Below are 12,155 nucleotides of genomic sequence, written 5' to 3' on the forward strand. Positions count from 1 at the left end.
ACACTGGATCGCCGCTCAGGCTGGTGGTTCAGGGTGCGGCGCTGGTTTGAGAGTAGCGGTCACAGGTGGTGCGGCACTCACATGAGCGCAGCGCCGAATGCGCAGTACCTAACGAAGACGGTAAAAAGCATGAATCTTCACGAGTATCAGGGTAAGCAGCTGTTCGCTGAGTACGGCCTGCCAGTATCCAAAGGCTACGCGGTAGACACCCCGGAAGAAGCAGCAGAAGCTTGCGACAAAATCGGCGGCTCGGAATGGGTTGTCAAAGCCCAGGTTCACGCCGGTGGTCGCGGTAAAGCGGGCGGCGTTAAGCTGGTTCGCAGCAAAGAAGACGCTAAGGCATTCGCTCAGCAGTGGTTGGGCAAGCGTCTGGTGACCTATCAGACTGATGCCAATGGCCAGCCTGTCACCAAGATCCTGGTTGAATCGTGCACTGATATCGCTAAAGAGCTGTACCTGGGCGCTGTCGTTGACCGTTCGAGCCGTCGCATCGTGTTCATGGCTTCCACCGAAGGTGGCGTGGACATCGAGAAAATCGCTCACGACACTCCAGAGAAAATTCTCAAGGCCACTATCGATCCACTGGTTGGCGCTCAGCCATTCCAAGGTCGCGAGCTGGCTTTCCAACTGGGTCTGGAAGGCAAGCAAGTTGCCCAGTTCGCCAAGATCTTCGTAGGTCTGGCCAAACTGTTCCAGGATCACGATCTGGCTCTGCTGGAAGTGAACCCGCTGGTGATCAAGGCCGACGGCGATCTGCACTGCCTGGACGCGAAGATCAACATCGACGCCAACGCCATGTACCGTCAGCCTAAGCTGAAGACCTTCCACGATCCGTCGCAAGACGATCCGCGTGAAGCTCACGCTGCCAAGTTCGAACTGAACTACGTAGCCCTGGAAGGCAACATTGGCTGCATGGTCAACGGTGCCGGCCTGGCCATGGGTACCATGGACATCGTCAACCTGCACGGCGGCAAGCCAGCCAACTTCCTCGACGTAGGTGGTGGCGCTACCAAAGAGCGCGTGACCGAAGCCTTCAAGATCATCCTGTCCGACGCCAACGTTGCTGCAGTACTGGTCAACATCTTCGGCGGCATCGTTCGCTGCGACATGATTGCCGAAGGCATCATCGGCGCCGTGAAAGAAGTCGGCGTGAAAATCCCGGTTGTTGTTCGCCTTGAAGGCAACAACGCTGAACTGGGCGCTAAAGTACTGGCAGAAAGCGGCTTGAACATCATCGCTGCTACCAGCCTGACCGACGCTGCTCAACAAGTTGTCAAAGCTGCGGAGGGCAAATAATGAGCGTCCTGATCAATAAAGACACCAAAGTTATCTGCCAGGGTATTACCGGTTCGCAAGGTAGTTTCCACACCCAGCAAGCCATCGAATACGGCACCAAGATGGTTGGCGGCGTAACTCCGGGCAAAGGCGGCACCGAGCACCTGGGCCTGCCAGTGTTCAACACCGTGAAAGACGCAGTAGCTGCCACTGGCGCCACCGCCAGCGTGATCTACGTTCCTGCTCCTTTCTGCAAGGACTCGATCCTGGAAGCGGCTTTCGGCGGCATCAAGCTGATCGTCTGCATCACCGAAGGCATTCCTACCCTGGACATGCTGGACGCCAAAGTTAAGTGCGACGAGCTGGGTGTTACCCTGATCGGCCCTAACTGCCCAGGCGTGATCACCCCAGGCGAATGCAAGATCGGCATCATGCCAGGTCACATTCACTTGCCAGGCAAGGTCGGTATCGTTTCCCGTTCCGGCACCCTGACCTACGAAGCTGTGAAGCAGACCACTGACGCCGGTTTCGGTCAGTCCACCTGCGTCGGCATCGGCGGTGACCCGATCCCGGGTTCGAACTTCATCGACATCCTGAAGCTGTTCCAGGAAGACCCGAAGACCGAAGCGATCGTGATGATCGGCGAGATTGGCGGTTCGGCTGAAGAAGAAGCGGCTGCCTACATCAAGGCTCACGTGACCAAGCCGGTTGTTTCCTACATCGCTGGTGTGACTGCTCCTCCGGGCAAGCGCATGGGCCATGCTGGCGCAATCATCTCTGGCGGCAAAGGCACTGCAGACGAGAAATTCGCTGCGCTGCAAGACGCAGGCGTAAAAACCGTGCGTTCGCTGGCAGACATCGGCAAGGCCCTGGCCGAGCTGACCGGTTGGGCTGTCAAGTAAGCCTCGCGCTTAGCTTGCAGTTCTGCTGACAAAGGCCACCTTCGGGTGGCCTTTGTGCATTTGGGGTCGCCAAAAGTGGCAGGCAACCTGCCTCAAGGGAGGTGCTACTTGCAGCTTGTGGTTATTCTTCTTTCAAAAATGCGACATCACGACGTCGCATATCGGATAGTTCGCCCTCGAACGGTGCGCTCGTCTTACAGTTTCTGTACTCTAGCCGCCTCTTTATGCGTCTGCTGCCCACAAGGTTGCTGCGCGCTAAACGGGTCAGTCTTATACGGACTGACAGCATTTCCCTCACCCATAAGGGAAATCCCTCTCTAAATTCCGATTCAGTAGTGTGGTATTTCCTTAATGAAAGTGTTGAAAGGCCAGGACATCCTGGCACTCGGCTTTATGACTTTTGCCCTGTTCGTCGGGGCCGGCAACATCATCTTCCCGCCTATCGTCGGCTTGCAGTCCGGACCTCATGTCTGGATGGCGGCGCTGGGCTTCTTGATCACCGCCGTCGGTCTGCCGGTGATCACCGTGGTTGCCCTGGCCAAGGTCGGTGGCGCCATGGATGCCCTGAGCACCCCTATCGGCAAGATCGCCGGGGGCTTGCTGGCTGCAGTGTGCTACCTGGCGGTCGGTCCGTTGTTCGCGACCCCGCGTACGGCCACCGTGTCTTTTGAAGTGGGCCTGGCGCCGCTGACCGGCGAAAGCCCGCTGGCGCTGTTCCTCTACAGCTCGGTGTACTTCCTGCTGGTGTTCTTCATCTCCCTGTACCCGGGGCGTCTGCTGGATACCGTCGGCCGCTTCCTGGCTCCGCTGAAGATCATCGCCCTGGCGGTGCTGGGCATTGCCGCCTTCGCCTTGCCGGCAGGGGATATCGGCGTCGCTACTCCCGAGTATGTGGCTGCGCCGTTTTCCCAGGGCTTCATCAATGGCTACCTGACCATGGATACCCTGGGCGCCCTGGTGTTCGGCATTGTCATCGTCAACGCCATTCGTTCCCGCGGGGTCGAGTCGCCACGGCTGATCACCCGTTACGCGGTGATCGCCGGCCTGATTGCCGGGGTCGGCCTGGCGCTGGTCTACGTCAGCCTGTTTCGCCTCGGTTCGGGCAGCCATGAAGTGGCCGCCGGTGTCACCAACGGCGCAGCCGTGTTGCACGCCTATGTACAGCACACCTTCGGCTCCCTGGGCAGCGGCTTCCTTGCGGTGCTGATTTCCCTGGCCTGCCTGGTCACCGCCGTGGGCCTGACCTGTGCCTGTGCCGAATACTTCAGCCGGGTGTTGCCGTTGTCCTACAAGACCCTGGTGGTGATCCTCGCGGCGTTCTCGCTGCTGGTGTCGAACCTGGGCCTGACCAAGCTGATCGCCTTTTCGATTCCGGTGCTGACCGCCATCTACCCGCCGTGCATCGTCCTGGTGGCGTTGAGCTTCTGCAAGGATTTCTGGCAGGAGCAGCGTCGTATCGTCGGTCCAGTGATGCTGGTGTCTTTCCTGTTCGGCCTGATCGATGCGCTCAAGGGCGCAGGTCTGATCGACGGCTTGCCAGGCCCGCTGTCCCACCTGCCATTGAGCGAGCAGGGCCTGGCGTGGCTGGTGCCTTCGGTGATCGTCCTGGCGGTCGCAGTGGTCTTCGACCGGGTGCTGGGCAAGCGTAGCGAAGCCCTGGCCTGATCGTTCGCTGATCGTGCGGGGGCCATCATCAGTGGCCCCGAGCATCAGGAAAAATGCCCCGTATCCATCGATACGGGGCATTTTTTATGGGCGGCGGCCGGTGTCTTTTTCCTCGACCAAGCGTCGAAGCAGTGTCCCTTGCCATTGCCCTCTGCCAACGCCCTACAGGAATTTGCATGTCGTTCGTCCAAGCCAACCTGATCCACCTACTGGCCGCCCTGTGGTTCGTCGTCTGCTGGGGTGGCTATACCCGCTACGCCAGTTGGAAGGGAAGGGACACCGCGTGCCTGGCCAGTGTCCTGCACCTGTATCGCGAGGACTGGATGCGCCGCATGCTGCTGCGCGACAACCGCATCGCCGATGCCAGCGTGATCGGCAACCTGGAGCGCAATGCCTCGTTCTTCGCCTCCAGTACCCTGATCATCCTGGCGGGCATCCTCACCGTGCTCGGCGCCTCGGAGCGTGCAGTGTCGCTATTGGCGGACATTCCCATGGTCCAGCAGGCGTCCCAGGGCATGTCGGAAATCAAGCTGCTGTGCCTGGCGCTGGTGTTCGTCTATGCCTTCTTTACCTTCAGCTGGTGCATGCGCCAGTACAACTTCGCTGCAGTGCTGGTGGGGTCGGCACCGATGATCGGCGAGCGTCATGTTTCCGAGCAGGAGCGCAAGGCTTTTGCATCGCGAGCAGCTCGGGTGATTTCCATGGCGGCCAACCAGTTCAACTTCGGATTGCGTTCCTATTACTTCGGCATGACCATGCTGGCCTGGTTCGTCAGCCCCTGGCTATTCATGCTGATGAGTGCAGGTGTGGTGTTTGTCTTGTATCGACGGGAGTTCCACTCCGATGTACTTGAGGTCATGGTCTATACACCGACGGAGCAACCTCTGGTCGATAGCCCCAAAGATGCAGCCTGAGCGCTGATGGCTGATCGATTGAACGGTTAAAAGGAGTTGGCCAATGAGCAGCAGTTCGCGTGCCTTGAAGTACTTGTGCCTGGGGTTCTTTCTGTTGTCGGGCTGCAGGGTGCAAACCCTGTATCTGAATGGCGAAGCCCGGGGCAGGGTGGTCGATGCATTGAGCGGCATGCCGATCGCCGGGGCCAAGGGTGCGGTGTGTGGCGCACAGTTCCTGACGGCTGATGACGGCAGCTTCAAGGTCGCAGCGGCAACTGACTGGGAATGGGTAATGCCGCTGGCCGGGCGTTCGCCCCGGGACATCCCGCACCCTTGTTTCATGAGCATCGCGGCAGCGGATTACCAGACCCGCCAATGGCTGGCGCCTTTTACCGCCCACTATGACTTTCCCATCAGGCTGCTGCCCGTTTCCAGCCCCTTGCACTATGCACTGGAGTCCCCAGGCAATGAGTCGGTGCCAAGGCAGCCGTTGCAGGCAGCGCCCCGCCAGGACGAATGGTTTCTGGGGGCAGGCGGCTGATCTTCAACGCTTAGTTGCTTGTCCGGCAACTAAGCACTGCTGTATTGAGCGACTGTTTTACGCGCAAGAAAAAGCCCGCACTTGGCGGGCTTTGTTCTTTGTTGCACTAAAACCGACTTAGTTGGTTTTAGGAGCTGCTTCCTTGGCGCTTTCTTCAGCAGCAGCCTTGTTGGATTCAGCCTGATCTTTGGCGGCTTCGGCGTTTTCTTTTGCCGCGTCGTTCACTTTATCCTGAGCTTCGTTCATTTTCTGTTGGGCTTGCTCAGCATGTTGATTTGCATCTTGAGCTTTGTCCTCGGATTTTTTGTCGCAGGCAGCCAGACCGAGGGAAGCGGTCAGCATCAGGGCAATAGCTAAAGTCTTACGCATGGGGTGTTTCTCCTGAGTGAAGATATCTACTGGCCTTTCGATCATGGCCTTGTGATTTAAGTTCCTTGAGGCTCACAGATATATTAAGTAGTCATTTCATGGAACTTTTACCTGCTTCATTCAACGCACATTCCAGACAATAAAAAGAGATAAGTCTCATGGCGCAAAACCCTATTTCTGAGCGTGCGGCGCGCTTTCTTTCCGCCTTGCGCCACTGCCAGGTGCTGGGCATCCGGGTACATAGCGCCTCTGAAGAGGGCCTGACCCTGACCTTGCCCTACAGTCCGCAGATTGTCGGTGACCCGCAAACCGGGATCATCCATGGCGGTGCCCTGACCACGCTGATGGACAGTGCCTGTGGCATGGCCACGCTTTGCGTACTGCCGGAGTTCGAGGTGTGTCCGACCCTGGACCTGCGCATAGACTATATGCATCCGGCGGTCCCTCATCACGATGTGCACGGCTTTGCCCAGTGTTACCGGGTCACCACCGATGTGATCTTTACCCGCGGCTTTGCCTATCAGGAGGATCCCGAGCGTCCCGTGGCTCACGTGGTCGGCACTTTCATGCGCATGGGCAAGGGGCTCAAGGGCAGCCGTGGGCTCGCCAGCTCGATCAAGGGGGAGCGGGCATGAGCGCGGACCTTCGAGCACTTTTGGAGCAGGCTCGCCAGCAGGGCGATTACACCGCGTTGCTGGCGCAGATTCCCTACGCGAAGCTGATCGGCATCGAGTGCACGCCACTGGGAGATGAGTTGCTGTTTCGCCTGCCAGCCAACAAGGACAACATTGGCAATCCGTTGCTGCCGGCCCTGCACGGCGGAGTGATCGCCGGCTTCATGGAGCTGGCGGCGGCTTTGCATCTGCTGATCTTCACCGGTTCGCCCGGGGTCCCGAAGATCATCGACTTTTCCCTCGACTACCTGCGTGCCGGACAGTTTCGCGATACCTTCGCCCGCTGCCAGGTGTGCCGCCAGGGGCGGCGGGTAGCCAACGTCGCCATCACCGCCTGGCAGAGCACCGCTGATGAGCCGATTGCCACTGCTCGCGCACATTTCAAGATTGAAGAGAGCAGCGCCCCTTGAAATCCTGCCAGCGACCCCCACTTTCATGTCATCCCGCCGCCCTCCGCTCCCGGAACGCGGCCAATGCCATCTGATTGGAGTTTGATGACCATGAGTGTGGAAACTCAAAAAGAAACCCTGGGCTTCCAGACCGAGGTGAAGCAGCTGTTGCACCTCATGATCCATTCGCTGTATTCCAACAAGGAAATCTTCCTTCGCGAATTGATCTCGAACGCCTCTGACGCCGTCGACAAATTGCGCTTCGAAGCCCTGTCCAAGCCCGAGTTGCTGGAAGGTGGCGGCGAACTGAAAATCCGTGTCAGCTTCGACAAGGAAGCGAAAACCGTCACCCTCGAAGACAACGGCATCGGCATGAGCCGTGAAGATGTGATCACCCACCTGGGGACCATCGCCAAGTCCGGCACCGCCGACTTCATGAAAAACCTGTCGGGCGACCAGAAGAAGGATTCGCACCTGATCGGCCAGTTCGGCGTGGGCTTCTATTCCGCATTCATCGTCGCCGACCAGGTTGAAGTGTTCAGCCGTCGTGCCGGCCAGCCCGCCAGCGAAGGCGTGCACTGGTCGTCCAAGGGCGAAGGCGAGTTCGAAGTCGCGACCATCGACAAGGCCGAGCGCGGTACCCGCATCGTGCTGCACCTGAAGTCCGGCGAAGAAGAGTTCGCCGATGGCTGGCGCCTGCGCAACATCATCAAGAAGTATTCCGACCATATCGCCCTGCCGATCGAGCTGCCGAAAGAGGCCGCTGCCGCCGAAGGCAGCGATGCGCCTGCACTGGAATGGGAAACCGTCAACCGCGCCAGCGCGCTGTGGACCCGTCCGCGTACCGAGATCAAGGATGAGGAATACCAGGAGTTCTACAAGCACATCGCCCACGACTTCGAGAACCCGCTGAGCTGGAGCCACAACAAGGTCGAAGGCAAGCTGGAATACAGCTCGCTGCTCTACGTGCCGGCCCGTGCGCCGTTCGACCTGTACCAGCGTGAAGCGCCCAAGGGCCTGAAGCTGTATGTGCAGCGTGTATTCGTCATGGATCAGGCCGAGTCCTTCCTGCCGCTGTACCTGCGCTTCATCAAGGGCGTGGTGGACTCCAACGACCTGTCGCTGAACGTGTCGCGGGAAATCCTGCAGAAAGACCCGATCATCGATTCGATGAAGTCGGCGCTGACCAAGCGCGTCCTCGACATGCTGGAAAAACTGGCGAAGAACGAACCTGAGCAATACAAGGGCTTCTGGAAGAACTTCGGCCAGGTGATGAAGGAAGGCCCGGCCGAGGACTTCGCCAACAAGGAGAAGATCGCCGGCCTGTTGCGCTTCGCGTCCACCCTGGGTGATGACGGCGAGCAGAGCGTTTCCCTGGCCGACTACCTGGCCCGGGCCAAGGAAGGTCAGGACAAGATCTACTTCCTCACCGGCGAATCCTACGCCCAGGTGAAGAACAGCCCGCACCTGGAAGTCTTCCGCAAGAAGGGCATCGAAGTGCTGCTGCTCACCGACCGTATCGACGAGTGGCTGATGAGCTACCTCAACGAATTCGACGGCAAGAGCTTTGTCGACGTGGCGCGTGGCGACCTGGACCTGGGCAACCTGGACTCGGAAGAGGACAAGAAGGCTGCCGAGGAAGTTGCCAAGACCAAGGAAGGCCTGGTGGAGCGGATCAAGACCGCCCTGGGCGAAAGTGTCAGCGAAGTGCGGGTTTCCCACCGCCTGACCGACTCGCCAGCGATCCTGGCCATCGGCGAGCAGGACCTGGGGCTGCAAATGCGCCAGATCCTCGAAGCCAGCGGGCAGAAGGTGCCGGACTCCAAGCCGATCTTCGAATTCAACCCGACTCACCCGCTGATCGAGAAACTCGACGGCGAGCAGAGCGAAGAGCGTTTTGGCGACCTGTCGCACATCCTTTTCGATCAGGCGGCCCTGGCCGCCGGCGACAGCTTGAAGGACCCGGCGGCTTATGTACGCCGGCTGAACAAGCTGCTGGTGGAGCTGTCGGTTTAATCATGTAGCAAGAAAAACCCGCTTCGGCGGGTTTTTTCATTCTGGTGTCCCCCTACTGGAGAAGATGAGTCATGAGTCAAATCACAGTGCGTTCCGTGGTCTATCAGATCGATGGCCGGCCCTATGAAGGGCGCCTGGCCTTCGATGCCGCCCATAAAGCTGCGCGCCCGGGGTTGCTGATGGCGCCGAACTGGATGGGTGTCAGCGCCGGAGCGGAGAAGATCGCCGAGGCGGTGGCGGCCAAGGGTTATGTGGTGCTGATCGCCGATCTGTATGGCCAGTCGCTGCGCCCCAGCGATGCGAGCCAGGCCGGCGCCGCGATGATGCCGCTCAAGGATGACCGGGCGCTGTTGCGCAAGCGCATGCAGGCAGCCTTTGCGGCCTTGCAGAGCCAGGGCGAAGCCGCGGTGGATAGCTCCAGGCTGGCCACCTTCGGCTTCTGCTTTGGCGGCTGCTGCGCACTGGAGCTGGCTCGCAGTGGCGCACCGGTGAAGGCGGCAGTGTCGTTCCACGGCACCCTGGACACCCCCAACCCTGCCGATGCCAACAACATCAAGGGGTCGGTGCTGGTGCTGCACGGTGCGGCGGACCCGTTCGTGGCCAAGGAGCAACTGCCAGCCTTCGAAGCGGAAATGGACGCGGCGGGGGTGGACTGGCAACTGGTCAGCTACGGCGGTGCGGTGCATTCCTTCACCGATACCCACGCCAATATCCCGGGCAAGATGATGTACGACGCCAAGACCTCGGCCCGTGCCTTCGCCACCATGCACTACCTGCTGGACGAAGTGTTCCAGGGCTGATCCGTTGGCCCTGATCCCGTAGGAACTGGCTTGCCAGCGAAGGCGTCAGCGAGAGCAACGCCAGGCTCACGGGCCTGTTCGCTGGCAAGCCGGCCCCTACCGATCAGTGGCGGGAGAGGGGCAATTCGATGCGCTCGCTTTCTCCCGGCACCTGCGGCCAGTCTCCGGCCGCCCAGCGTTGTCGGGCCTGGTCGATCAGCGCTGGATCGCTGGCGACGAAGTTCCAGTTGATCCGCCGTGGCCCGTCCAGGGGCGCACCGCCGATCAGCACCGCGTGGCAGTCGCTCTCGGCGAACAGCGTGGCGTTTTCCCCCTCCGGCAATACCACCAGCGAGTGCGCGGGCAATGGCTCGCCGTCCAGTTGTGCCTCGCCGTCCAATACATACAGCGCACGCTGTTGATGCTCGGTGGGAATCAGCAGGCTGGTGGCGGTCTGCAGCCGCAGCTCGGCATAAAGGGTAGGGGAGAGCACCGGCACCGGCGACTCCAGGCAAAAGCCGCTGCCGGCGATCATGCGGATGCTCACCCCCAGGTTGTCGCTCACCGGCAGGCTGCTGGCCGGATGATGGCTGTAATGCCCCGGGCCTTGCTCCTGCTCTTTGGGCGAGGCCAGCCAGACCTGCAGGCCGTGCATGGCAAACCCCTGGGCCAGCAAGGGCGCTGGCGTGCGCTCGACGTGGGCGATGGCGCTGCCGGCGGTCATCCAGCTGACATCCCCGGCTTGCACGATCTGGTCCGATCCCAGGCTGTCCTTGTGCTGGATCTGCCCTTCGAACAGGTAGGTGAGGGTGGACAGGCCGATATGCGGATGCTGGCGGATATTCATGCCTTTGCCGGCCGGGTAGGCGGTTGCCAGCATATGATCGAAGAACACGAAGGGGCCGACACTGCGGCACTGTGCCGAAGGCAATGGGCGGAGGATGGGCTGGCCTTCGACGTCCTCGGGGCGGGGACGGATCACGAGGGGCGAGTGCATGGCGGACTCCAGGCTGATCGAGTTATGCCCTGGAGCATAACCCGATCCGCCCGGCCCTTGCCGCTATTGGCTGAAGGCGCCTTCGGAGAGGTGGGTCTCGATGCTGACTTCGCTGGTGGTCATCAGTTTGTGGATCGGGCAGCGGTCGGCCACGCGGTGCAGTTCATCGCGCTGGGCATCGGTGAGCACCCCCTTGAGGGTCAGCTTGACGTGCAGGGCGTACTTGCCTTTCTGCTCCTCGCTGTTGTCGTGCTTGAGCTCCACCGTGACCCCAGTGAGGGGGATGTTCTTCTTCTGCGCATACAGCTTCAGGGTCAGGGCCTTGCAGGCGCCCAGGGCGGCGTCGAAGTAGTCGTGAGGTTCGGGCGCGGTGCCTTCGCCGCCGGCGGACTTGGGCAGGTCGGTGAACAACTGATGGTCATCGACCTGGATGCTGTGGCGGAAACCTTCGCTGGATTCGGTGTTGACGGTAATGGTCATGGCAAACCTCGGGCAGTGATGAGAAACGGATCAGGCTGTAAAGGTGCTGAAGTTATAGAGCATCCTGGGGCGCCGGCGTTCCCCTTTTTCTGAACCTGCGACTCGGCGCCGCGGTCTATCGAGCTTCGATCCCTGGAGGCGAGCCAGTGCACTGGAGTCATTTATACGGGGCGTCTGCATGGGCGTTGCTGATGCTGTTGCCGGTCGCTGCGGCCCAGGCACGGGACTACCTGTACAGCGATGCGCACCTGCATTACGTGGATTTCTTCCAGGAAACCGCAGGCATGCAGGCCTTGCTCAAGGCGATGGCCGACAATCGCATTGAACGGGTGATGATCTCGGGCATTCCGGTGGCCAAGAAATGGCATGAGGACGAACCCAAGCGCCCACGGTATTACGCCGGTGATGATGCGCGGGCCTATTGGTACAGCGCCACCGACGTGCTGGTGGCTGCCGCGGTGAAGGCCTTGCCCGCCGAGCAGCGTCGGCGCTTCCATCCCTTTCTCAGTGGCTTCAATCCCAATGACAAGAACTCCGACGCGCATATCCAGCGCATGCTCGACCTCGACCCGGGGCTGTGGCAGGGCATCGGCGAGGTGTTCACCCGCCATGACGACCTCACCGCGCTGACCGCCGGGGATACGCCCCGGGCCAACAACGAGGCCATGACCAGGGTCTATCACCTGGCGGCGGAAAATGACCTGCCGGTGTTGCTGCATTCCAACATCACCTCCAAGCGTGAACCCAATCCGCTGTACCTGGCGGAAATCGAGGAGCCGCTGCGTAACCATCCCCACACGCGCTTCATCTGGGCCCATGCCGGTACCAGTGCCGAGATCCATCGTCACCAGGCGCATCTGGAGTTTCTCCTGCCGACCCTGACTCGCTTGCTGGAGAGCTATCCCAATTTGTCCATCGACCTGTCCTGGAGCCTGCTCACGCCTTATTTGCTGGATGATCAGGGCCAACCACGCCAAGCGTGGCTGAAGCTGGTGGAGCGCTTCCCTGAGCGTTTCATGCTGGGTTCGGATGTGGTCGGTCGTTTCGACAAGCTGGGGGAGGAGTTACACAGCTTTGACGTCTTCCTCGACGCCTTGCCCGAGGACGTGGCACGCAAGGTGGCCCACGACAACTTTCTCGCCATCCTCCCCGCCCGCGTGCGCCGTTAGGTCCAG

General features: G+C 60.4%; 13 protein-coding genes. 10 read left to right on the plus strand and 3 right to left on the minus strand.

The genetic code is table 11. The features are described 5' to 3' along the window. The first annotated feature begins 129 nt into the window (after positions 1–129). The 5 genes from sucC to ACZ5BO_RS10135 all read left to right on the plus strand — a co-directional run bounded on the left by sucC (position 130) and on the right by ACZ5BO_RS10135 (position 5,276). On the plus strand, positions 130–1,296 hold the full coding sequence (sucC, locus tag ACZ5BO_RS10115; protein WP_025128638.1) for an ADP-forming succinate--CoA ligase subunit beta: 1,167 nt from the start codon (positions 130–132) through the stop codon (positions 1,294–1,296). Next, complete coding sequence (sucD, locus tag ACZ5BO_RS10120; protein ID WP_003223019.1) at positions 1,296–2,177, plus strand: succinate--CoA ligase subunit alpha; 882 nt, start codon at positions 1,296–1,298, stop codon at positions 2,175–2,177. Before sucC ends, sucD begins: the two co-directional genes overlap by 1 nt. A gap of 351 nt (positions 2,178–2,528) precedes the next feature. Beyond that, positions 2,529–3,842, plus strand: coding sequence for a branched-chain amino acid transport system II carrier protein (gene brnQ, locus ACZ5BO_RS10125; protein ID WP_025128639.1), 1,314 nt, complete (start codon positions 2,529–2,531; stop codon positions 3,840–3,842). Positions 3,843–4,018: 176 nt separating this feature from the next. Beyond that, the gene (locus ACZ5BO_RS10130; RefSeq protein WP_025128640.1) at positions 4,019–4,756 is read left to right on the plus strand and encodes a DUF599 domain-containing protein; all 738 of its coding nucleotides are present in this window, start codon (positions 4,019–4,021) and stop codon (positions 4,754–4,756) included. A 43-nt stretch (positions 4,757–4,799) separates the two neighbouring features. Further along, positions 4,800–5,276 carry a hypothetical protein gene (locus ACZ5BO_RS10135; RefSeq protein ID WP_464699521.1) on the plus strand — a complete coding sequence of 159 codons (477 nt, stop codon included), beginning with the start codon at positions 4,800–4,802 and terminating at the stop codon, positions 5,274–5,276. 117 nt (positions 5,277–5,393) lie between these two features. Here the strand turns inward: ACZ5BO_RS10135 and ACZ5BO_RS10140 are convergent, their stop codons facing one another. Further along, positions 5,394–5,645: a hypothetical protein gene (locus ACZ5BO_RS10140; RefSeq protein WP_011060058.1), complete on the minus strand. Its 252-nt coding sequence runs from the start codon at positions 5,643–5,645 to the stop codon at positions 5,394–5,396. A 158-nt stretch (positions 5,646–5,803) separates the two neighbouring features. Here ACZ5BO_RS10140 and ACZ5BO_RS10145 point away from each other — a divergent pair, with 158 nt between their 5' ends. From ACZ5BO_RS10145 to ACZ5BO_RS10160, 4 genes are all read left to right on the plus strand, one after another. Further along, positions 5,804–6,280 carry a PaaI family thioesterase gene (locus ACZ5BO_RS10145; RefSeq protein ID WP_025128642.1) on the plus strand — a complete coding sequence of 159 codons (477 nt, stop codon included), beginning with the start codon at positions 5,804–5,806 and terminating at the stop codon, positions 6,278–6,280. Next, on the plus strand, positions 6,277–6,729 hold the full coding sequence (locus ACZ5BO_RS10150) for a PaaI family thioesterase (RefSeq protein WP_464699524.1): 453 nt from the start codon (positions 6,277–6,279) through the stop codon (positions 6,727–6,729). Before ACZ5BO_RS10145 ends, ACZ5BO_RS10150 begins: the two co-directional genes overlap by 4 nt. Before the next feature lie 90 nt (positions 6,730–6,819). After that, positions 6,820–8,724: a molecular chaperone HtpG gene (gene htpG, locus ACZ5BO_RS10155; RefSeq protein WP_464699526.1), complete on the plus strand. Its 1,905-nt coding sequence runs from the start codon at positions 6,820–6,822 to the stop codon at positions 8,722–8,724. A 71-nt stretch (positions 8,725–8,795) separates the two neighbouring features. Further along, a complete protein-coding gene (locus tag ACZ5BO_RS10160; RefSeq protein ID WP_464699528.1) occupies positions 8,796–9,524 on the plus strand; it encodes a dienelactone hydrolase family protein in 729 nt (242 codons plus the stop codon). A 103-nt stretch (positions 9,525–9,627) separates the two neighbouring features. Here ACZ5BO_RS10160 and ACZ5BO_RS10165 read toward each other — a convergent pair whose 3' ends face one another. After that, a complete protein-coding gene (locus ACZ5BO_RS10165; protein WP_464699530.1) occupies positions 9,628–10,500 on the minus strand; it encodes a pirin family protein in 873 nt (290 codons plus the stop codon). 63 nt (positions 10,501–10,563) lie between these two features. After that, positions 10,564–10,980, minus strand: coding sequence for an OsmC family protein (locus ACZ5BO_RS10170; protein ID WP_025128647.1), 417 nt, complete (start codon positions 10,978–10,980; stop codon positions 10,564–10,566). Positions 10,981–11,171: 191 nt separating this feature from the next. Here ACZ5BO_RS10170 and ACZ5BO_RS10175 point away from each other — a divergent pair, with 191 nt between their 5' ends. Further along, positions 11,172–12,149 carry an amidohydrolase family protein gene (locus ACZ5BO_RS10175; RefSeq protein ID WP_051586078.1) on the plus strand — a complete coding sequence of 326 codons (978 nt, stop codon included), beginning with the start codon at positions 11,172–11,174 and terminating at the stop codon, positions 12,147–12,149. The last annotated feature ends 6 nt before the right edge of the window (positions 12,150–12,155 follow it).

This window comes from Pseudomonas sp. FFPRI_1, assembly GCF_055384485.1.

Excerpts from the sequence above, each read along its gene's own strand:
- sucC (WP_025128638.1), top strand. The coding sequence starts at position 130 with ATGAATCTTCACGAGTATCAGGGTAAGCAGCTGTTCGCTGAGTACGGC.
- sucD (WP_003223019.1), top strand. The coding sequence starts at position 1,296 with ATGAGCGTCCTGATCAATAAAGACACCAAAGTTATCTGCCAGGGTATT.
- brnQ (WP_025128639.1), top strand. The coding sequence starts at position 2,529 with ATGAAAGTGTTGAAAGGCCAGGACATCCTGGCACTCGGCTTTATGACT.
- ACZ5BO_RS10130 (WP_025128640.1), top strand. The coding sequence starts at position 4,019 with ATGTCGTTCGTCCAAGCCAACCTGATCCACCTACTGGCCGCCCTGTGG.
- ACZ5BO_RS10135 (WP_464699521.1), top strand. The coding sequence starts at position 4,800 with ATGAGCAGCAGTTCGCGTGCCTTGAAGTACTTGTGCCTGGGGTTCTTT.
- ACZ5BO_RS10140 (WP_011060058.1), bottom strand. The coding sequence starts at position 5,645 with ATGCGTAAGACTTTAGCTATTGCCCTGATGCTGACCGCTTCCCTCGGT.
- ACZ5BO_RS10145 (WP_025128642.1), top strand. The coding sequence starts at position 5,804 with ATGGCGCAAAACCCTATTTCTGAGCGTGCGGCGCGCTTTCTTTCCGCC.
- ACZ5BO_RS10150 (WP_464699524.1), top strand. The coding sequence starts at position 6,277 with ATGAGCGCGGACCTTCGAGCACTTTTGGAGCAGGCTCGCCAGCAGGGC.
- htpG (WP_464699526.1), top strand. The coding sequence starts at position 6,820 with ATGAGTGTGGAAACTCAAAAAGAAACCCTGGGCTTCCAGACCGAGGTG.
- ACZ5BO_RS10160 (WP_464699528.1), top strand. The coding sequence starts at position 8,796 with ATGAGTCAAATCACAGTGCGTTCCGTGGTCTATCAGATCGATGGCCGG.
- ACZ5BO_RS10165 (WP_464699530.1), bottom strand. The coding sequence starts at position 10,500 with ATGCACTCGCCCCTCGTGATCCGTCCCCGCCCCGAGGACGTCGAAGGC.
- ACZ5BO_RS10170 (WP_025128647.1), bottom strand. The coding sequence starts at position 10,980 with ATGACCATTACCGTCAACACCGAATCCAGCGAAGGTTTCCGCCACAGC.
- ACZ5BO_RS10175 (WP_051586078.1), top strand. The coding sequence starts at position 11,172 with ATGCTGTTGCCGGTCGCTGCGGCCCAGGCACGGGACTACCTGTACAGC.